18 protein-coding genes are annotated in these 18,277 nt (G+C 70.3%); 9 read left to right on the top strand and 9 right to left on the bottom strand.

Features of this window, described 5'->3' with window-relative positions:
* Positions 1 to 6: 6 nt before the first annotated feature.
* Together AC1RGU_RS26065 and AC1RGU_RS26060 are read right to left on the bottom strand one after the other, a co-directional pair.
* A complete protein-coding gene (locus AC1RGU_RS26065; protein ID WP_167394958.1) occupies positions 7 to 165 on the bottom strand; it encodes a hypothetical protein in 159 nt (52 codons plus the stop codon).
* Between the two features lie 157 nt (positions 166 to 322).
* On the bottom strand, positions 323 to 1,315 hold the full coding sequence (locus AC1RGU_RS26060; RefSeq protein ID WP_492699067.1) for a succinylglutamate desuccinylase/aspartoacylase family protein: 993 nt from the start codon (positions 1,313 to 1,315) through the stop codon (positions 323 to 325).
* A gap of 163 nt (positions 1,316 to 1,478) precedes the next feature.
* Here AC1RGU_RS26060 and AC1RGU_RS26055 point away from each other — a divergent pair, with 163 nt between their 5' ends.
* Entirely contained in the window at positions 1,479 to 1,712 is a 234-nt protein-coding gene (locus tag AC1RGU_RS26055; protein ID WP_095743382.1) for a hypothetical protein, read from the top strand.
* Here AC1RGU_RS26055 and rpe read toward each other — a convergent pair.
* Entirely contained in the window at positions 1,702 to 2,397 is a 696-nt protein-coding gene (gene rpe, locus AC1RGU_RS26050; RefSeq protein WP_062480999.1) for a ribulose-phosphate 3-epimerase, read from the bottom strand. The two genes, AC1RGU_RS26055 and rpe, sit on opposite strands and share 11 nt — an antisense overlap.
* A gap of 60 nt (positions 2,398 to 2,457) precedes the next feature.
* On the opposite strand from rpe, the gene apaG reads away from it, so the two are divergent.
* The 4 genes from apaG to AC1RGU_RS26030 all read left to right on the top strand — a co-directional run bounded on the left by apaG (position 2,458) and on the right by AC1RGU_RS26030 (position 7,437).
* Positions 2,458 to 2,853, top strand: coding sequence for a Co2+/Mg2+ efflux protein ApaG (gene apaG / locus AC1RGU_RS26045; protein ID WP_095949675.1), 396 nt, complete (start codon positions 2,458 to 2,460; stop codon positions 2,851 to 2,853).
* 122 nt (positions 2,854 to 2,975) lie between these two features.
* Positions 2,976 to 4,949, top strand: a complete 1,974-nt coding sequence (locus AC1RGU_RS26040; protein ID WP_062481011.1) for a site-specific recombinase — start codon at positions 2,976 to 2,978, stop codon at positions 4,947 to 4,949.
* Positions 4,946 to 6,217 carry a cation:proton antiporter gene (locus AC1RGU_RS26035; protein ID WP_062480997.1) on the top strand — a complete coding sequence of 424 codons (1,272 nt, stop codon included), beginning with the start codon at positions 4,946 to 4,948 and terminating at the stop codon, positions 6,215 to 6,217. The genes AC1RGU_RS26040 and AC1RGU_RS26035 overlap by 4 nt, the downstream gene beginning before the upstream one ends.
* Positions 6,214 to 7,437, top strand: a complete 1,224-nt coding sequence (locus AC1RGU_RS26030) for a YbdK family carboxylate-amine ligase (RefSeq protein WP_095743380.1) — start codon at positions 6,214 to 6,216, stop codon at positions 7,435 to 7,437. Before AC1RGU_RS26035 ends, AC1RGU_RS26030 begins: the two co-directional genes overlap by 4 nt.
* 6 nt (positions 7,438 to 7,443) lie before the next feature.
* On the opposite strand, the gene AC1RGU_RS26025 is transcribed toward AC1RGU_RS26030, so the two are convergent.
* Positions 7,444 to 8,433: a GlxA family transcriptional regulator gene (locus AC1RGU_RS26025; protein ID WP_492699064.1), complete on the bottom strand. Its 990-nt coding sequence runs from the start codon at positions 8,431 to 8,433 to the stop codon at positions 7,444 to 7,446.
* Between the two features lie 103 nt (positions 8,434 to 8,536).
* Here AC1RGU_RS26025 and AC1RGU_RS26020 point away from each other — a divergent pair, with 103 nt between their 5' ends.
* Positions 8,537 to 9,166 (top strand): isochorismatase family protein, encoded by a 630-nt coding sequence (locus AC1RGU_RS26020; protein WP_492699062.1) that lies wholly within the window; start codon positions 8,537 to 8,539, stop codon positions 9,164 to 9,166.
* A 9-nt stretch (positions 9,167 to 9,175) separates the two neighbouring features.
* On the opposite strand, the gene AC1RGU_RS26015 is transcribed toward AC1RGU_RS26020, so the two are convergent.
* Both AC1RGU_RS26015 and AC1RGU_RS26010 read right to left on the bottom strand, forming a co-directional pair.
* A complete protein-coding gene (locus AC1RGU_RS26015) occupies positions 9,176 to 9,961 on the bottom strand; it encodes an SGNH/GDSL hydrolase family protein (protein WP_062483039.1) in 786 nt (261 codons plus the stop codon).
* Between the two features lie 82 nt (positions 9,962 to 10,043).
* A complete protein-coding gene (locus AC1RGU_RS26010; RefSeq protein ID WP_492699060.1) occupies positions 10,044 to 11,183 on the bottom strand; it encodes a helix-turn-helix transcriptional regulator in 1,140 nt (379 codons plus the stop codon).
* Between the two features lie 136 nt (positions 11,184 to 11,319).
* On the opposite strand from AC1RGU_RS26010, the gene thiL reads away from it, so the two are divergent.
* Positions 11,320 to 12,276, top strand: a complete 957-nt coding sequence (gene thiL / locus AC1RGU_RS26005) for a thiamine-phosphate kinase (RefSeq protein ID WP_492699058.1) — start codon at positions 11,320 to 11,322, stop codon at positions 12,274 to 12,276.
* Here the strand turns inward: thiL and AC1RGU_RS26000 are convergent, their stop codons facing one another.
* Positions 12,277 to 13,002, bottom strand: a complete 726-nt coding sequence (locus AC1RGU_RS26000; protein ID WP_492699057.1) for a DUF3053 domain-containing protein — start codon at positions 13,000 to 13,002, stop codon at positions 12,277 to 12,279.
* 63 nt (positions 13,003 to 13,065) lie between these two features.
* On the bottom strand, positions 13,066 to 13,965 hold the full coding sequence (locus tag AC1RGU_RS25995; protein WP_062482610.1) for a LysR family transcriptional regulator: 900 nt from the start codon (positions 13,963 to 13,965) through the stop codon (positions 13,066 to 13,068).
* Between the two features lie 99 nt (positions 13,966 to 14,064).
* Between AC1RGU_RS25995 and AC1RGU_RS25990 the strand changes: the two genes are divergently transcribed.
* A complete protein-coding gene (locus AC1RGU_RS25990; RefSeq protein ID WP_159278732.1) occupies positions 14,065 to 15,081 on the top strand; it encodes a Bug family tripartite tricarboxylate transporter substrate binding protein in 1,017 nt (338 codons plus the stop codon).
* Between the two features lie 19 nt (positions 15,082 to 15,100).
* Positions 15,101 to 16,813 (top strand): FAD-dependent oxidoreductase, encoded by a 1,713-nt coding sequence (locus AC1RGU_RS25985; protein WP_492699055.1) that lies wholly within the window; start codon positions 15,101 to 15,103, stop codon positions 16,811 to 16,813.
* On the opposite strand, the gene AC1RGU_RS25980 is transcribed toward AC1RGU_RS25985, so the two are convergent.
* Positions 16,810 to 18,276, bottom strand: a complete 1,467-nt coding sequence (locus tag AC1RGU_RS25980; RefSeq protein ID WP_492699053.1) for an MFS transporter — start codon at positions 18,274 to 18,276, stop codon at positions 16,810 to 16,812. The genes AC1RGU_RS25985 and AC1RGU_RS25980 overlap by 4 nt on opposite strands.
* Position 18,277 lies beyond the last annotated feature (1 nt).

The raw sequence follows: 18,277 nt of genomic DNA, 5'->3' as shown, positions 1-18,277 counted from the left end.
GTCGGCTCAGCCGGCCTCGTTGCTGTTGCCGCTGCCGATGAAGATGTCGAGCACGTTCACCACGGCGATCAGGCCAATGCAGGCGGTCACGGCAGCCACCGCCCAGATCAGGATGTCGTCGCCCCAGGTGCCCATGAGCGAATCGAACAGTGCCGAGATTTCCATGATGTTTTTCCCTCCGAGAGAAGCGGGGCCGCAAGCCGGCAAATCCGCAAAGAGGAAGCTTAGGTGGGGCCCGGTGCGCGGGCCGTAGTGGCCGCCCCTCCCCGTCTGTGGGAGAAGGTGGGCGTCACCGGTAGGAGGGCGCCGACAGGCGCGAGCCTCAGGCGGTCGGGTCGAGCACGCGCTCGCTGGGCCGCGCGAAGTAGAACCACTCGGCGCCCGGCAGCGCCATCGCGTTCGGGAACACGATGAAGCCGTCGTCGGGCGCGCTGACCAGCGTGCCGTCGTGCCGCATGCCCACGGGTTCGCCGCGCTGCACGGGGTCGAAGGTGGCCCAGTCGCGCACGAAGCTGTCGTCTTCGTGCAGGCGGTCGGTCACGCTGGCCAGGCGCAGCAGCTGGGGCGGCTGCGGGGGCGCGGCCGACAGGCCCGGCGGCAGCGCCGCCATGCCCAGCAGCGCGAGCGTGCGGCGGATGGCCGCCCACGCCACCTGCGGCGCCTGCGGGTCCTGGTGCTGGCCGCATTCGAGGGTGACGCCGTAGCCGCCGCAGCTGCGGATGTATTCGTTGGTGCCGCGGCCGAAGTCGATGGCGGCCTCGTCGACCGCGGCGCCGCGCTGCGCGAGGCCGGCGGCGTAGATGTCGAGCCAGCCCTCGACCACGATGGGCGTGCCGATGTGCAGCGCGAGCCGGCCTTCTTCCTGCGCGCGCGCAAAGGGTTCGAGGCTGCCGCTGTTGTCGCGCGGGCCGATCATGGCGAAGGCCTCGCCCTCGCTCTGGAAGGAATGCAGGTCGAGCAGCACGTCGTGGCGCGCGATGACGGGCGCCAGCCGGTTGGTGATGCGGGCTTCGTAGTCGGCCGGCGTCTCGCTCGGACGGAACAGGCGGTTGAGGTTGCGCTGGCCCTCGCGCTGCAGCCGCCGCCGTGCGAGCGGGTTGGCCACGGGCACGAGCGTGAGTTCGCCGCGCAGCAGGCGCAAGTCGCCAGCATCGAGCTCGGCCAGCACGCGCGCGACGCCCTCGGTGCCGCAGGTCTCGTCGCCATGCACCCCGCCAATCACGAGCAGGCGCGGGCCCGGGTTCAGCGACGCGAAGGCATGCAGGCGCAGGCTGTCGGTGGCGGTCGCGGCGTCGTCGAAAAGCGGGGTGGACATGCGGGCGATTATGCGGAGGCGACTGTGGCCACGCAAAAGGCAAGACCCTGTGGCATGGCGGGCGCACAGCGCGAACCTACAGCCGCGCCCTGGCCTGTCCTACCGCCCCGTGGCGGGGCGCCGCGCAAGCTGGCGCCAGACCCGAACTTTGAAGGAGCACACGATGGCCCAGCAGCCGCGCAAGGACAAGAAGGACACCACCCGCGTCGAAAAGGACGGCGAATCGGCACCGCGCCTGCCGCACGAGCGCGACCAGTCGTCGGACAGCCAGGTGATGCAGGACGGCCAGCCGCCCGAGAAGGGCCGGCGCGGCTACGAGGACGTGGAACGCGGCGTGGTCGACACCGACCGCGGGCTCACGCCCGAGCGCACGCCCGACGGCAAGGTCAGGCCTTGACGGTGGCCAGCTGCTGGCGCATGTCGCCGATCACCGCGCCGTAGTCCTTGGCGTTGAAGATCGCGCTGCCCGCCACGAAGGTGTCGGCGCCGGCCGAGGCCACGCGCGCGATGTTGTCGGCCTTGATGCCGCCGTCCACCTCGAGGCGGATGTCGCGCCCGCTCTGCTCGATGCGCTTGCGCGCCTGCTCGATCTTGCGCAGCGCCGAGTCGATGAAGCTCTGGCCGCCGAAGCCGGGGTTGACGCTCATGATGAGGATGAGGTCGATGTCGTCGATCGCCCAGTCCAGCGCCTCGAGGCCGGCGCCGGGGTTGAACACCAGGCCGGGCTTGCAGCCGGCGGCCTTGATGGCCTGGATGCTGCGGTGCACATGGGTCGAGGCGTCGGGGTGGAAGCTGATGTAGTCAGCGCCCGCTTGCGCAAAAGACGCGGCCAGCGCGTCGACCGGCTGGATCATCAGGTGCACGTCGATGGGCACGGGCGTGCCGTCGGCGGTCTTGGCGTAGGGCTTGAGGGCCTGGCAGATCATGGGGCCGAAGGTCAGGTTCGGCACGTAATGGTTGTCCATCACGTCGAAGTGGATCCAGTCGGCGCCGGCCGCGATCACGTCGGTCAGTTCCTGGCCGAGGTGCGCGAAGTCGGCGGAAAGAATGGAAGGCGCAATGCGGAACGGGGTGCTGCTCATAACCCCGGATTCTCGCAGCCGACGGAAGTCCGAGGAAAGGCCTCCGTTACCATGCGCCCCATGTCACACAGCCCCTTCAGCGTACAGGTCGAACCGCGTTACCTGGCCGACCAGTCCTCGCCCAAGGACAACGTCTACACCTTCTCCTACACGATCACCGTCACCAATGTGGGCACGGTGGGCGCGCAATTGATCGCGCGCCACTGGCTCATCAACGACGCCTCGGGCCATGCGCAGGAGGTCAAGGGCCTCGGCGTGATCGGCCAGCAGCCGCTGCTGGCGCCCGGCGAGTCGTTCCGCTACACCAGCGGCTGCCGCCTGCAGGCGGCCAGCGGCACCATGCACGGCAGCTTCTTCGTGGTGACCGAAGAAGGCGAGCGTTTCGACGTGCCGGTTCCCATGTTCGTGCTCGAAGCCGACGTTGGCGGAACCCCGGTCTCCCGGGTGCTTCACTAGGTACTCCCCCAGGCTTCGCGCACGTCGTGTCGCTTCTCCGTCCCCCTCGCCGGGGGCAACACCAGCGGCCCGGCTGAGCCGGTTCCGCGGTGTTCCCCGCACTGATCCGTTACGAATTCATCATGGCTGCTGCATCTCGCGACTTGCAGGGGCTGCTTGCCGGCCTCGACCCCACGGCCGATGTGGCGCAGCGCCACATCTGGCTCATCAACCTCTTCGACTGGCTGCGCGGCGACCGCGCCTCGCCGCAGGCCGCCATCGGCCGCGTGCAGCTGCTGCTCGACGCCGTCGAAGCACGCCCCGAGCTGTGCGACCGGCTGCGCGCCTGGTGGCGCGCGTTCACGCAGTCGGTCGACCTCACGGCGCTGCTGGCCGACTACGGCTTTGCGCCGCGCACCGCCTTCCTGAGCGAGTTCGGCGAACGCATGCGCCGCAAGATCCTGCCGGGCACGCCCGAGACCACCGACGCCTCGGACCTGTTCCGGCTGGTGCTGCCCGGCGTGTTCGACGCCGGCTGGATCGCGCTGCTGGACGACACCCAGCTTGCGCGCATCGGCGCGCTGCTGGCCGACGCCGCGCCCATGCCCGACGGCTCGGCGCGCTGGCGCCACACGGTGATGGACGCCGTCACCTACTGCTGCAGCCAGGTGGTGGCCACGGGCTTTTCGCCCGAGCTGCGGCTGCGCATCAGCCCCGAAGCGGGCGAGGCGCGCCCTTTCCACGCCCTCATGGCCGACCTGGACGCGCTGCGCGAGCAGATGTTCGCCCTGCCGCGCGACGAGGAATCCCTGCAGGCCGCCTTCGTGGCCTTCCGCGACCGGCTCGACGCCTGCCGCTCCAGCGCCTCGTCGGTCTACACGCACCTGGAAGACAACGGCATCTCGGTCGGCCTGGTGTTCCGGCTGCGCCAGCTGCGCGAGCGCGTGCTGCGCATCCGCGAGCTGCTCGACTGCCTGATGTCGCCCGTGCCGGGGCCGAGCATGGCGCGGCTGGTGGGCAAGCTGGTGCTGGCGGGCGGCGAGCGCAACAGCATCCGCGCACTGATCGCCTCCAACTCGTCGATGCTCGCGGCCAAGGTGACCGAGCGCAGCGCCGAGACCGGCGAGCACTACATCACCCGCGACCGCCGCAGCTACCTGCAGATGGTGAAGAAGGCCGCCGGCGGCGGCGCCTTCACGGCGCTGACGGTGCTGGCCAAGTTCGGCATCTACGCGCTGGCCCTGTCGGCCTTCTGGAGCGGGCTGGCCGCGGGCCTCATGTATGCGGCCAGCTTCGTGGCGATCCAGCTGCTGCACCTCACGCTGGCCACCAAGCAGCCGGCCATGACCGCCCCCGCCATGGCGGCGCGGCTGCGCGACATCAAGTCGGACGACGCCGTGGACCAGTTCGTCGACGAGGTGGCCAACCTCGTGCGCTCGCAGGTGGCGGCCGTGCTGGGCAACGTGCTCCTGGTGGTGCCGGCGGTGGGACTGCTGGTGCTGGGCTGGCAGGCCGCGCTGGGCCGGCCGCTGCTGGACGCGGCGCATGCGGCCTCCACGCTGCATTCGCTGTCGCTGCTGGGACCGACCGTGCTTTTCGCGGCAATCACCGGCATCCTGCTGTTTTCGTCCAGCATCATCGCCGGATGGACAGAAAACGCCTTTGTCCTGCATCGCCTGGACTCCGCCATGCGTTACAACCCTCGCATCGGCGCCTTTCTCGGTGCCGCCCGGGCCCGTCGCTGGGCCGCCTTCATGCGCACACACATCTCAGGCTTCGCCTCCAACATCTCGCTGGGACTCATGCTCGGACTGCTGCCCGCGTTCGCGGGCTTCTTCGGGCTCGGGCTGGATGTGCGCCATGTCACGCTGTCGGCCGGCCAGATCGCGGCCGCGGCGGCATCCATCGGACTGCCGGCGCTGCACCAGCCGGCCCTGTGGTGGGCGGTTGCGGCGATCCCGGTGATCGGCGCGCTCAATGTGAGCGTGAGTTTCTATTTCGCTTTCCGGCTGGCGCTGCGCGCGCACAGCGTGAGCCTCGGTGACCGCGCCCGCATCCGCAGCGCGATCTGGGCCCGCTGGCGCAGCCGGCCGGTGAGCTTCTTCCTGCCTACATGAACCTGACCGCACTCCTCGCCGAACTCCAGGGCTTCTGGGCCGAATGGGCGCGCCCCTCGGCCGGCCTGCCCACCGTGCTCTGGGCCCTGCTGGTGGCCGCCGCCGCGGCCTCCGGCCACCTGGTGCAGCGCTACCTGGGAATGCCGAAGGTCATCGGCTATTCGGTGGTGGGCGCGGTGGTGGGCTTTGCCGGTTTCGAGGGCGCGATCTGGCCGCTGCGCGGCATCAGCCTGTTCCTGCTGGAGCTGGGCGCGGCCGTGGTGCTGTTCGAAGCGGGTGGCCGGCTGCCGCTGCGCTGGTTCCGCCACAACCCGATGGTGCTGGTGCAGAGCCTGCTGGAGGCGGGGCTGACCTACTTCGGCGTGTACTGGATATTGATTCTTCTGGGCCTGCCCGAGCCGGTGGCCAACCCCATCGCACTGATGGCGATCGTCGCCTCGCCGGCCGTGCTCAGCCGCGTGATCATGGACACCCGCGCCGCCGGCCCCGTGACCGAACGCGCCATGACGCTGGCGACGCTCAACACCTTCTACGCCCTCACGCTGGGCTACGCGCAGGCCGGCCTGATCGAGCGCGCACCGCAGTCGCTGATGCTCAAGCTCTACCCGGTGGCGGTGGTGCTAGGCATGTCGTTCGTGGTCGGCGCGATCATGGCGCTGGCGCTGCGCTCGGCGCTGCGCGTGATGAGCCCGAACAGCGAGAACACCTCGATCCTGCTGCTGGCGATCATCGCGGCGGGCGCGGCGCTCACGGCCCACATCGGCGGCTCGGCACCGCTGGCGGCGCTGATCGGCGGCGTGCTGCTCAAGACGCTCAACCCCAAGCCATGGGCCTGGCAGCGCCAGCTCGGCACGGCCTCGTCGCTGCTGACCATGCTGATGTTCGTGCTGGTGTCGATGGTGGCGGCGCAGGCCGACTGGACCCTGCCCGTGGCCAGCGTGGTGCTGGCCGTGATCGGCGTGCGCCTGGTCACCAAGATCTCGGGCGTGGCCATTGCCAATCCGGGCAGCGGCGCCAGCTGGAAGCAGGCCTTCTGGGTCGGCTGCGCGATGACGCCGCTGTCGTCCATCGCCCTGCTGATCGCCTCCAATTTCGCCTCGGCCTCACCGCTTCTGGGCACCATGATCACGCAGGTCGCCCTGCCCTCGATTTTGCTGATGGAAGTGATGGGCGCCGTGCTCGCCACCGTGGCGATCCACGCCGTGGGCGAGAGTTCGGTCCCCTGGACGCCACAGGCCTTCAGCACCACGGAAGACACGCAGCGATGAGCAGCAGCAACAGCAACCCCACCTCCGTCCTCCCGATCGACCCGGACAGCGACGACGTCCGCTCTGCGCCGCTGCCCGCCGATCCGGCCAGCCGCGCCGTCAAGCTCGAGCCCTTCAACAAGTCGGAGGCGCTGTCGCTGGGCGTGGAGCTCGAGCTGCAGCTCGTGAACACGCACGACTACGACCTCGCGCCGTACGCCGAGGACATGCTGCGCCTGATGGCGCAGACGCCGCTGCCCGGCAGCGTGGTGCCCGAGATGACCTCGAGCATGATCGAGATCTCGACCGACATCTGCCATTCGGCGCAGGACGTGATCACGCAGCTGTCGCCGATCCGCGAGGCGCTGATCAAGAACGCCGACAAGCTCAACATCGCGGTGGTCGGCGGCGGCACGCATGCCTTCCAGCAGTGGCACGAACGGCGCATCTACGACAAGCCGCGCTTTCGCGAGCTGTCGGAGCTGTACGGCTACCTGAGCAAGCAGTTCACCATCTTCGGCCAGCACGTGCACATCGGCTGCCCCGACGCCGATTCGGCGCTGCTGATGCTGCACCGCATGTCGCGTTACATCCCGCACTTCATCGCGCTGTCGGCCTCGTCGCCGTTCGTGCAGGGGCAAGACACGCAGTTCGACTCGGCGCGGCTCAATTCGGTGTTCGCGTTCCCGCTCTCAGGCCGCGCGCCCTTCACCACGAGCTGGAAGGAATTCGAGGCCTACTTCGAGCGCATGACCCGCACCGGCGTCGTGCGCAGCATGAAGGACTTCTATTGGGACATCCGCCCCAAGCCCGAGTTCGGCACCATCGAGATCCGCGTGTTCGACACGCCGCTCACCATCGAGCGCGCCGCCGCGCTCGCGGGCTACGTGCAGTCGCTGGCCGCATGGTTCCTGCAGGAGCAGCCTTTCGAGCCGAGCGAGGACGACTACCTCGTCTACACCTACAACCGCTTCCAGGCCTGCCGCTTCGGCCTGGACGCGGTGTATGTCGACCCGGCCAGCGGCCAGCACATGCCGCTGCGCGACCACATCCTGATGACCATGACCCAGCTCGAGTGGCACAGCGAGGCGCTCAACGCCACGCAGGCGCTGGGCGAGCTGCGCACCAGCGTCGAGGCCAACCGCAACGACGCGCGCTGGCTGCGCGAGAAGCAGGGCAAGGAACGGCTGCTGGCCGAGGTCGTGCGACAAGCCTCGCTGCGCTTTCGCGGCGCGGCCTGACGTTGTTCAGGCGGCCACGGCCTCCTGGGAGAACTGCCGGCGGTACACCGTCGGCGACACCTTGAACGCCGTGGCGAAGTGCTTGCGCAGCAGCACCGCCGAGCCGAAGCCCGCATCGGCCGCCACGCGCTCCACGGAACGGTCGGTCGTCTCGAGCAGCCGCTGCGCCAGCGCCAGCCGCTGGTTCTGCAGCCACTGGCCGACCGTCGTGCCCGTCGATTCGCGAAAGCGCCGCGTGAAGGTGCGCCGGCTCATGAGCGCGCGGCGCGCGAGTTCGTCGAGTTCATGCGGCACCTGCAGATACCGCCCCAGCCATTCGAGCAGCGGCGTGAGCCGGTCGCGTTCGGCCGCTGCCGGCACGGGCTGCTGGATGTACTGCGCCTGCCCGCCCTGCCGGTGCGGCGCAACGACCATGCGCCGCGCGGCGCGGTTCGCGGTGTCGGCGCCGTAGCGCACGCGCAGCAGATGCAGGCAGCAGTCGATGCCGGCGGCCGTGCCCGCCGACGTGAGCACGTCACCGTCGTCCACGTACAGCACCTCGGGCTGCAGCACGACCTGCGGGTACTGCTTGGCGAAGGCCGCGGCCAGGTGCCAGTGCGTGGTGGCGGGCCGCCCGTCGAGCAGGCCGGCCTCGGCCAGCACGAAGGCGCCCAGGCACAGCCCGACCACGGTGGCGCCGCGCCGGTGCGCCGCCTGCAGCGCACGGATGAGCGCGGGCGGCGCGGGCCGGCCATCGTCGCGCCACGACGGCACCACCACGATCTGCGCGCGGCGGATCGCCTCCAGGCCGTGCGGCACCACGAGCGTGAAGCCCGCGTTGGTGGCGAGCGGCCCGGGCTCGGGCGCGCAGACCTGCACGCGAAAGCGCGGCGCGCCGGTGTCGGTGCGGTCTTCGCCGAACACCATGCAGGGCACGGAGAGGTGGAAGGGGCTGATGCCGTCGAAGGCGACCACGGCAATGGTCTCGGCGATGGTTTTGGCGGCAGATGAGCGCATGGCCCGATCTTATCGATGAATGGCTTTCGGGCCACTGTCGCAAAACCCGCGGTGCGCGAAGAATCGAGCCATTCCAGACACACAACCACCGAAGGAGATATCCATGAGCCAGTCCGCACCGCGCCGCGCCCTCGTCGTCATCGACGTGCAGAACGAATACTTCGAAGGCGGCGGCCTGCCCATCGAATACCCGCCGGTCGAAAGCTCGCTGCCGAAGATCGCGCAGGCCATGGACGCGGCCCGCGCGGCCGGCGTGCCGGTGGTGGTGGTGCAGCATCACGCGCCGAAGGGCGCGCCGGTCTTCCAGGCCGACAAGTTCCACGGCCAGCTGCACCCCGAGATCGCCCAGCGCCCGCGCGACCACCTGATCACCAAGGCCTTCCCGAGTGTCTTCACCGGCACCGACTTCGCCGACTGGCTCGCGCGCCACGAGATCGACACGCTGAGCGTGACCGGCTACATGACGCAGAACTGCGACGCCTCCACCGTGTTCGAAGCCATGCACCGCGGGCTGAACGTGGAGTTCCTGTCGGACGCCACCGGCGCGCTGCCTTATGAAAACGCGGCCGGCCGCGTGAGCGCCGAGGAAATCCACCGCGTCTTCAGCGTCGTGTTCCACAGCAACTTCGCCGCCGTGGCGACGACCGACGCGTGGATTGCTGCGCTGAAGAGCGGCGCGGCGATCGAGAAGGACAACGTGGTCATGTCCAACCGCCGCGCGCGCGGCGTCTGACCTTCTCGCTCAGGCCAGGTTCAACGGCTGCAGCACGGGCTGCCAGCGCTGAACCGCGATCTTCTTGAAGCCGCGGCCGTTGGGGTGCAGCTCGTTGGCCCAGTCGGTCGGGCCCAGCGTGCCGCGGCTGTCCACCACGTGCAGGTGCTGCGGGTCGCCCGCGGCGATGTTCTGCAGCATGCCGTGGAAGCCGTCGATCAGGTGGTCGACGCAGGGCTTGAACAACTCCGGCGCCACGCCCGCGTCGACCAGCGCCGGGCGCAGCCAGCCTTCGCGCCCGAACAGCGCCTTGCCGGTGGGCGGGGCGTAGTCGTAGCTGTGCATGACGATGTGGCAGTCGACGCTCGTTCGGGTGTAGATGAGGCCGATGAGCGCACGGTACTGCTCGTCCATGTCGACAAGGAACTGGTCGAAGCCGCCCTTGCCGTTGCGAAAGCACTGCGCGGCCTGGGTCTCACCCGTGCAATCGGACTTGAGCAACGGGCGCAGGTCGTTGAAGCCCGCGAAGTCGTTGCCGCCGCCACTGATGAACACCGCCGACAGCGTCGGCCCGTACAGGCGCAGCGACTCGCGCACGGCGTTGCGGTACTTGCCTTCGACATAGTCCTGGGCTTCCGCGCCGTTCATGCCCTTGGCCAGGATCACGTGGCCGCGCGCGCCGACCACGTCGCCCAGGAAGTTCAGCAGGCTGCCGCCCGGCAGCGGGTACCAGAACCACGAATCGCCGAAGGCGAGGATGGTCGCGGTGCCGTGCGGGCCCATCTGCATCTTGGTCTCGTCCCAGTAGACAGCCATGGCGAACTCCTCGTGTAGAGGGCGCCATGGTTCTCGCAACCGCCGCGCGGCGCCATCCCCCGTTCGCAGTAGAACCTGCTGCTCAGTCCCGCAGCGACTGCACCAGCAGCACCAGCTCCGCCTGCCGGTGGCAGTCGGTCTTGCGCATCACGTTGCGCAGGTGGCTGCGCGCCGTGTGTTCGGAGCAGTGCTGCGCGGCGGCGAAGTCCTTCACGGTCTTGCCGCTCGCCAGCAGCAGCGCGAGCCGCGCCTCGGTCGGGCTCAGGCCGAGCAGGCTTTCCAGCTGCCGCGGCTCCACGGGCGCCGCCTCGGCCGGATGGGCGAAGACCACGAGCGCGCGGTGGCGCTGGCGCAGCACGGCCAGCGGGTGCGAGGGTTTGAGCGGCAGCACCGTGATGCGGACCACGCTGCCGGCCACGGGCAGGTGCAGCACGCCGGCCCGCGCGCCGCCGGCCGGGGCGCAGGCCTCGCGCACCCGCTGCTCGAAGGCCGACTGCAGCGCGGACGACGCGAGCCGCAATCGCCCCTGTGCGCTGTCGAACAGGCCACCGCGGCCCGCGCACGCCGCCGCGCGCGCGTTCAGGTGGTCGATGCGACAGGCCTCGTCGACCACGGCGATGCCCTGCGGCAGCGCGTCGAGCGCCGACAGCCCGGTGGCTGCGTGCTCGCCCAGCTGCGCCATGCGAGCGCGCAGTTCGCTGGCGCGCACCAGGTGCGGCGACAGGCGCCGACAGAAGGCCTCGCTCTCAGGACCGTAGGGCGCCTCGGCCCGGGGACGGATGAAGCCGAGCACTTCGCGCGTGTCGTCGTCGGCGCGCAGCCCCATGGCGAGTGTGTGGCGCAGGCCGAGCGGTGCCAGCCAGTCGACATAGATCGGGCTGTGCGAGAGCGTGCGCGCGCCGAAGTAGGCATGGTCGGCCACCGGCGTGCCCAGCGGGGCGTTCACCGGCATCTGCATGCGGATGTCGTCGCGCGCCAGGTGCTGCTCGTACTCGCGCACCTTGTCGGGCGGGCTCTCCAGGTTGGCGAGCCCCGCGCCCACCACCGAGCAGTCGGTGCGACGCACCGTGAGCGTGTGAAAGCAGGCGGCGCCGAGCACCTCGCGCATGGCATCGAGCGCGTCGTACCAGTCGCCGGGACAGGTGATCCCGTCGTACAGCAAGGCAACGATCCGGTCGGTGTCGGCCTCGGCGGACACGCCTCCCTGCACGATGGCTGTCATGGCGGCCTCCTCCTGTTTGGACTTTCGGTGTATCCGCTTGCATGACGGTATTACAAAATGCTTCCAGTGTCAGCCCCCCTTTCCCGTGGGCGCCGCGGCGAGCGGCCCCGCGCCAGGTCGTTATGCTCTCGCACCCATGGGTGAATTCGACCTGATCACACGCTATTTCAAACGTCCCGCCACGCGCTCGCCGCTGGGCGTGGGCGACGACTGCGCCTTGCTCGCGCCGGCCGCGGGCATGCAGCTCGCCGTGTCCTCCGACATGCTGGTGGAGGGGCGGCACTTTCTCTCGACCGTGGAGCCGGCCCGACTCGGCCACAAGGCGCTGGCCGTGAACCTCAGCGACCTGGCCGCCTGCGGCGCGAAGCCGCTGGCCTTCACGCTGGCGCTGGCATTGCCCGGCGTGGACGAGCCCTGGCTCGAAGGTTTTTCGCGCGGCCTGTTCGCGCTGGCCGACGCCCACGGCTGCGAGCTGGTGGGCGGCGACACCACGCGCGGCCCGCTCAACATCTGCATCACCGTGTTCGGCGAAGTGGCGGCCGGCGCCGCGCTGCTGCGCTCGGGCGCGCGCGCGGGCGACGACCTGTGGGTGAGCGGCTCGCTCGGCGATGCGCGGCTGGCGCTCGAGGTGTTCCGCGGCACGCTGAGCCTGCCCGCCGACGCCTTCGCACAGGCCCGCGCGCGCATGGAACAGCCCACGCCGCGCGTGGCACTGGGCCAGGCGCTGCGCGGCATCGCCACGTCGGCAGTGGACGTGAGCGACGGCCTCATCGGCGACCTGGGCCACATCCTCGCGGCCAGCGGCGTGGGCGCCACGCTCGATGCCGACGCCACCACCGCGCTGATCGCGGTCGACACGGCCGGCCTGCCCTCCGAGGCGCTGCGCACCTGCGCGCTCTCGGGCGGCGACGACTACGAGCTGGTGTTCACCGCGCCGGCCTCGGCGCGTGCGGCAGTGGAGCAGGCCGGGCAAGCCAGCGCCACGCGCGTGACGCGCATCGGCCGCATCGAGGCGGACGCGGGGCTGCGCATCGTCGATGCGGGCGGCGCGCCGGTGTCACAGCGCTTCGGCTCGTTCGACCACTTCGTCTGATCAAGAGCCGCGCATCACCGCGCGCATCTTGTCCTGCGCGGTGTTGATCGCCGCCGACTGCTTGCCCATTTGCTGCGCCATCTTGTTGAGTTCGTCCCCCACGGCCGGGTCGGTCACGGTGAGCGTGCCGCCGGAAACCCGAAGCTTCGACTTGTTCTTCTCCATGAAATCGGCGATGGCCAACGCACTGTCGATCACGGCGTCGACCGGAGGGAACACCTCCTTGAACGTGGTGGCGGGCGTGGTCACCGTCTTCTCGTAGGCCTTGGCATAGACCTGCTTCAGGTCGTCGGGCTGCTTGAGCTGCGCGCGCGCCGCGTCGGCCTTGGCCAGCTGCTGGTCGAGCGCGCTGCGCAAGCCTCCCAGGCCCTCCTTGGCGGCCTTGAGATCGTCACGGCGTGCCGGCAGATCGACGAACGAGCGCAGCGCGCCCTTGTTCATGACCTGCGTCATCGGCTGGCTCACCGACTTGTTCATGCCTTCGTTGAAATCGGTGATCACCGCGTAGTGCTGCGCGTAGTCGCCGAACGATGCCTTTTCTTCGGCGGTGGGCGTGGGCACGCGCAAGCCGGGCTTGTCGAGCACGCGGGTCTGCAGGTAGGCGATGAAGGCGCTGCGCTGTTCGGCCTCCTTGTTGCCGCAGGCCACGAGCAGCATCGACAACATCAGGCCGAATGCCAGGACCAGCCATGCGGAAGAGAAACGGGACCGTGTGGTTGTGGTCATGGGGCACCTGCTTTCGTGCAAAGAAAAGAGACCGGCCAGCATACGACCGGCCCGCCCCCGCGGCTACTGCAGGCTCTGCTTCAACGCCTCGATGAACGCCCGCGCCGCCGCCGACAGCGAATGGCCGCGCTTGGTGACGATCGAGATGTCGCGCACCACGCGCGGTGCGCTGAGCACTTTCACCACCAGCACCGGGTTCTTCTCGGCGCGCGCAAAGGCCGACGGCATGATCGACGCGCCCATGCCGGCCGCCGTCATCCACAGCGCGGTGGACAGGAAGGACACCTCGTTCACCACGTCGAGCGTCACGCCCGCCTCCGCCGCCGTGCCGTCGATCAGCGGGCGCACGCCGTAGCCGGGGCGCACGGTGATGACCGGGTGGCGCCCCAGGTCCGACCAGCGCACCACGCGTGCCTTGGCCAGCGGGTGGTCGGTGCGGCACACCACGGCGAGGTGGTCGCGCAGGAGGCGCTGCACCTCGACCTCGGGGCCGGGCCGCTCCGGCGTGCCGATGCCGAAGTCGACGTGCTCGCCGAGGATGCGCGACAGGAACTGGTCGGGCGCACAGTCGTTCACCAGCACGCGAACTTTCGGGTGCTGCTCGCCGAAGGCGCGCAGCGCATCGGGCAATAAAAACCCGGCCAGCGTGGGCGTGATGGCCAGCGTCACGCGACCGCGTTCCAGCGTGGCGAGTTCGCGGAAATCGGCCGACAGCGAATCGACGTCGCGCAGCACGCGCTCAACGGTGGAAATCATCTGTTCGGCTGCGGCCGTGGGCTTGAGCGCGCGCGTGGTGCGGTCGAACAGGCGCGTGCCCAGGCCCTCTTCGAGCTGGCGGATCAGCATGCTCACGGCCGACTGCGTGACGAACAGCCGCGTGGCCGCGGCGCCCAGCTTGCGCAGCTGGTAGACCGCGAGGAACGCACGCAGCTGGCGGATCGTAGGACTGAAGTTCGTATTCATCAGAAAATTTGAAAAATCATTCGGAATTTCTTGATTTACGAATGAATGCTGCCATCGTTCAATCTCCGATCAAAGCACCGAATTCAAGGAGAGGCCCGAATGACAGCACCCATCGCCCGCGGCATGCACGCATTTCGTGGGCGACGCAGGCAACTGCTGTGGGCCGTGGCCGGTGTGCTGGTGGCCGGCACCGCCCTGGCGCAAGCGCCGGCAGGCGATTTCCCCACCAAGCCGATCCGCATGGTCGTGACCTTCCCGCCCGGCGGCAGCGCCGATGGCGTGGTGCGCATGCTGGTGCCGCGCCTGAACGAGAAGCTGGGCCAGCAGGTGGTGGTCGACAACCGCCCCGGCGCGGGCGGCAACGTGGGGCTGACGCTGGTGGCCAAGGCGCCGGGCGACGGCTACACGCTGGGCGTGGGCGCGGCGGGCGCGCTGGCGGCCAACGTGAGCCTGTACCCGCAGATGCCTTTCGATCCGCAGAAAGACCTCAAGCCCGTGGGCATGCTGGCGGCCATTCCCTTCGTGCTGGTCGGCCACCCTTCAGTGGCCGCGAAGACGCAGCGCGAACTCATTGCGCTGGCCAAGGCGAAGCCGGGCACGCTGTCGATCGGCCATGGCGGCAACGGCACGGCCATGCACCTGTCGGCGGCGCTGTTCAACCAGATGGCGGGCACGCGGCTGGTCGAGGTGCCCTACCGCGGCTCCGGCCCGGCAGCGCTCGACGTGCTGGGCGGGCAGATTCCGCTGGCGGTGGTCGACCTGCCCTCGTCGCTGCAGCAGATCCGCGCCGGCAAGCTGATCGCCTTTGCCGTGACCAGCCCGCAGCGCCTGCCGATGCTGCCCGAGGTGCCGACGGTGGCCGAGGCCGGCCTGCCGGGCTACGACTCGACCGGCTGGTTCGGCGTGGTCGCGCCGGCCGGCACGCCGGCGCCGGTGGTGGCGCGGCTCAATGCCGAGCTCAACGCCGCGCTCGGCGACGAGCAGGTGAAGACCGCGATGCGCGCGCTCGGCGTGGAGCCGGCGCCGGGCTCGGTCGAATCCTTCGACAGCTACATCCGCGCCGAGACGAAGAAGTGGGCCCAGGTGATCCAGGACGCCCACATCAAGCTCGATTGAACGACAAGCCGATAGAGACATGACGAAGACCGCCGACACCTCGATGCAAGCCGACGTGCTGATCGTCGGCGCCGGCCCCGTGGGCCTCACGCTGGCGATGGACCTGGCCTCGCGCGGCGTCTCGGTGATCCTGTGCGAGACGCGCCGCTTCGCCGAGCCGCCGAACGTGAAGTGCAACCACGTGGCCTCGCGCACCATGGAGCAGTTCCGCCGCCTGGGCGTGGCGCAGCAGCTGCGCGATGCCGGGCTGCCGGCCGACCACCCGAACGACGTCGTGTTTCGCACCACGGTGACGGGCACCGAGCTCACGCGCATTCCCATTCCGTGCCGGCGCGACCGCTACACCGAGACCGAGGGCCCCGACGCGTGGTGGCCCACGCCGGAGCCGCCGCACCGCATCAACCAGATCTACCTCGAGCCGATTCTGCTGAAGCACACGGCCGCGCTGCCGGGCGTGACGCTGCTCAACCGCACGCGCTTCGAGCGCTTCTCACAAGATGCCGAGGGCGTGAGCGCCATCGCCACCGACATGGACAGCGGCGCCACGCGCAGCATCCGCTGCCGCTACATGGTCGGCTGCGACGGCGGCAGCTCGCCGGTGCGCAAGCAGATCGGCGCCAAGCTCGAAGGCACGGCCGTCATCCAGCGCGTGCAGTCGACCTTCATCCGCGCGCCGCAGCTGCGCGACATGATTCCTGGCAAGCCCGCGTGGTCGTACTACGCGATGAACCCGCGCCGCTGCGGCACGATGTTCGCCATCGACGGCCACGAGACCTGGCTGGTGCACAACCACCTGAACGCCGAAGAGCCCGAGTTCGACTCGGTCGACCGCGACACCTCGATCCGAGAGATCCTGGGCGTGGGGCCCGACTTCCACTACGACATCATCAGCAAGGAAGACTGGATCGGCCGGCGCCTCGTGGCCACGCGCTTTCGCGACGGCCGCGTGTTCCTCGCGGGCGACGCCGCGCACCTGTGGGTGCCCTACGCGGGCTACGGCATGAACGCCGGCATCGCCGACGCGCTCAACCTCTCGTGGCTGCTGGGCGCCTGCGTGCAGGGCTGGGCCGACGAGGCCATCCTCGACGCCTACGAGGCCGAGCGGCTGCCGATCACCGAGCAGGTGTCGCAGTTCGCGATGGACCATGCGCAGAAGATGATCCGCGCGCGCCGCGCCGTGCCGCCCGACATCGAGGCGCCCGGCCCCGCGGGCGACGCGCAGCGCGCCGAGATCGGCCGCGAGGCCTATGCACTCAACGTACAGCAGTTCTGCTGCGGCGGGCTCAACTTCGGCTACTTCTACACCGGCTCGCCGATCATCGTGCCCGACGGCGAGCACCGCGCGCCGCCGTACTCGATGGGCGAGTTCACGCCCTCCACCGTGCCCGGCTGCCGCGCACCGCATTTCTGGCTGGCCGACGGGCGCTCGCTGTACGACGCCTTCGGCCCGGGCTACACGCTGCTGCGCTTCGACCGCAGCGTGGACGTGCGTCCGCTGGAGCGCGCGGCCGCCGCATACCGCATGCCGCTCACGGTGCTCGACATCGAGACCGCGAGCCTGCCCAAGGCCTATGCGCACCGCCTCGTGATGTGCCGCGCCGACCAGCACATCGCGTGGCGCGGCGCGCACCTGCCGGCGGATGTGTACGACCTCGTCGCCACCTTGCGCGGCGAAACGCGGCGCGAACGTGGACGCCGCCGCGCGCTGGCCTGGGAAGGCGTGCTCGCTTAACGCTGGCGCCGCGCCACCGCGCGCCACGCCAGCCAGGCGGCGATGGCAGGCGCCAGCGCGAAGACCGTGAACAGCCAGATCGCGGCCGATCGCGCACCGTCGACGCCGCCCGGCACCGTGAGCCCCGCCGCGTTCGCCACCAGCCCGGCGACGGCCGCACCGACGGCCATGCCGTACAGCTGCACGGTCGTGATCGAGGCGGAGGCCAGCCCCTCTTCACCGCGCGGCGCCAGCGCCATCACGCGCGTCAGCAGGTGCGGCCAGCCGATGCCCACGCCGAAGCCGACGGCGGCCAGCGCCACGGCCACGAGCGCGGTCTCGACATTGGCGTCAAGCGCACCCGGTGTCGGCAGCAGCCACGCGAGCGCCAGCAGCCCTGCGGTGCAGACCACCGGCCCGGCGCGCAGCATGCGGTCGGCGCCCGCGCCAGTGCGGCCCGACGAAGTCAGCGAGCCGATGCTCCAGCCGCCCGCCATCGCCGCCGTGAGGTAGCCCGCCATGAGCGGCGAGTGGCCGTGCAGCAGCTGCAAAAAGTAGGGCACGAAGATTTCGGTGGTGGTGCCGATCAGCAGCAGCGCCACGCTTGCGTAGATCGCGCCCAGCGGCGTGCCAAGCGCATAGGCGCCGGTCGGCAGCAGGCGCACCGCTCCGGTGCGGCGGTCGATGCGGGTGGCGGCGAAGCCGATGGCCAGGCCCAGCGCCACGCCCACGGCCTGCCCCGCGAGGCCGGGCCAGAAGCCGCTGGCGGCGATCACCAAGACCGACAGCGCCAGCAGCGCGATCTGCGGCGCCGGCACGCGCGGCATCTGTGCCGGCCGGTCATGCCGGATGCCGGCCGCGGGCCGCAGCTGCACCGCCACCAGCAGGGCCTGCGCCGCCGCCACCGGCAGCAGCGCCCAGAAGGCCCAGCGCCAGTGGCCGGCCTGCGCGAACAGCCCGCCCACGGCCGGCCCGCACAGCGTGGCCACGCCCCACATGCCCGACACCAGCGCCACCGCGCGCGGCCACAGCCGGGGTTCGAACACGCGCTGGATCAGCCCGTAGCTCAGCGCCGCCAGCAGGCCGCCGCCCAGGCCCTGCACCGTGCGGCCCGTGAGCAGCCACGGCATGGCCGGCGCCAGCGCGCAGCCCACCGAGCCGGCCGTGAACACGGCCAGCGCCGTGAGGCAGGCGCCACGCGGCCCGCGCGCGGCCAAGAGCCGCACCGAGAGCGTGGCGCCGAGGATCGAGCCGACCACGAACAGGGTCGTGCTCCAGGCGTACCAGTCGAGCCCGCCGATCTCGCGCACCACCGAGGGCAGCACGGTGGTCACGATGTGGACGTTGACCGCGTGCAGCGCGACGCCGCCGGTCAGCGCCAGCGCGCGCCAGCCGTTGCGCCCGCTGAACAGCTCGCGCCAGGCGGCGGTGGGCGGCGGCGCGCCAACGGCGGCGGCATCGAGGGAAGAGGAGGAGGACGACATG

This window comes from Variovorax sp. GW823-FHT02B07 (genome assembly GCF_058797695.1).
This window is presented reverse-complemented; position numbering and strand designations above follow the sequence as displayed.

Coding starts and splice junctions, on each gene's coding strand:
- AC1RGU_RS26065 (WP_167394958.1), bottom strand. CDS start 165: ATGGAAATCTCGGCACTGTTCGATTCGCTCATGGGCACCTGGGGCGAC.
- AC1RGU_RS26060 (WP_492699067.1), bottom strand. CDS start 1,315: ATGTCCACCCCGCTTTTCGACGACGCCGCGACCGCCACCGACAGCCTG.
- AC1RGU_RS26055 (WP_095743382.1), top strand. CDS start 1,479: ATGGCCCAGCAGCCGCGCAAGGACAAGAAGGACACCACCCGCGTCGAA.
- rpe (WP_062480999.1), bottom strand. CDS start 2,397: ATGAGCAGCACCCCGTTCCGCATTGCGCCTTCCATTCTTTCCGCCGAC.
- apaG (WP_095949675.1), top strand. CDS start 2,458: ATGTCACACAGCCCCTTCAGCGTACAGGTCGAACCGCGTTACCTGGCC.
- AC1RGU_RS26040 (WP_062481011.1), top strand. CDS start 2,976: ATGGCTGCTGCATCTCGCGACTTGCAGGGGCTGCTTGCCGGCCTCGAC.
- AC1RGU_RS26035 (WP_062480997.1), top strand. CDS start 4,946: ATGAACCTGACCGCACTCCTCGCCGAACTCCAGGGCTTCTGGGCCGAA.
- AC1RGU_RS26030 (WP_095743380.1), top strand. CDS start 6,214: ATGAGCAGCAGCAACAGCAACCCCACCTCCGTCCTCCCGATCGACCCG.
- AC1RGU_RS26025 (WP_492699064.1), bottom strand. CDS start 8,433: ATGCGCTCATCTGCCGCCAAAACCATCGCCGAGACCATTGCCGTGGTC.
- AC1RGU_RS26020 (WP_492699062.1), top strand. CDS start 8,537: ATGAGCCAGTCCGCACCGCGCCGCGCCCTCGTCGTCATCGACGTGCAG.
- AC1RGU_RS26015 (WP_062483039.1), bottom strand. CDS start 9,961: ATGGCTGTCTACTGGGACGAGACCAAGATGCAGATGGGCCCGCACGGC.
- AC1RGU_RS26010 (WP_492699060.1), bottom strand. CDS start 11,183: ATGACAGCCATCGTGCAGGGAGGCGTGTCCGCCGAGGCCGACACCGAC.
- thiL (WP_492699058.1), top strand. CDS start 11,320: ATGGGTGAATTCGACCTGATCACACGCTATTTCAAACGTCCCGCCACG.
- AC1RGU_RS26000 (WP_492699057.1), bottom strand. CDS start 13,002: ATGACCACAACCACACGGTCCCGTTTCTCTTCCGCATGGCTGGTCCTG.
- AC1RGU_RS25995 (WP_062482610.1), bottom strand. CDS start 13,965: ATGAATACGAACTTCAGTCCTACGATCCGCCAGCTGCGTGCGTTCCTC.
- AC1RGU_RS25990 (WP_159278732.1), top strand. CDS start 14,065: ATGACAGCACCCATCGCCCGCGGCATGCACGCATTTCGTGGGCGACGC.
- AC1RGU_RS25985 (WP_492699055.1), top strand. CDS start 15,101: ATGACGAAGACCGCCGACACCTCGATGCAAGCCGACGTGCTGATCGTC.
- AC1RGU_RS25980 (WP_492699053.1), bottom strand. CDS start 18,276: ATGTCGTCCTCCTCCTCTTCCCTCGATGCCGCCGCCGTTGGCGCGCCG.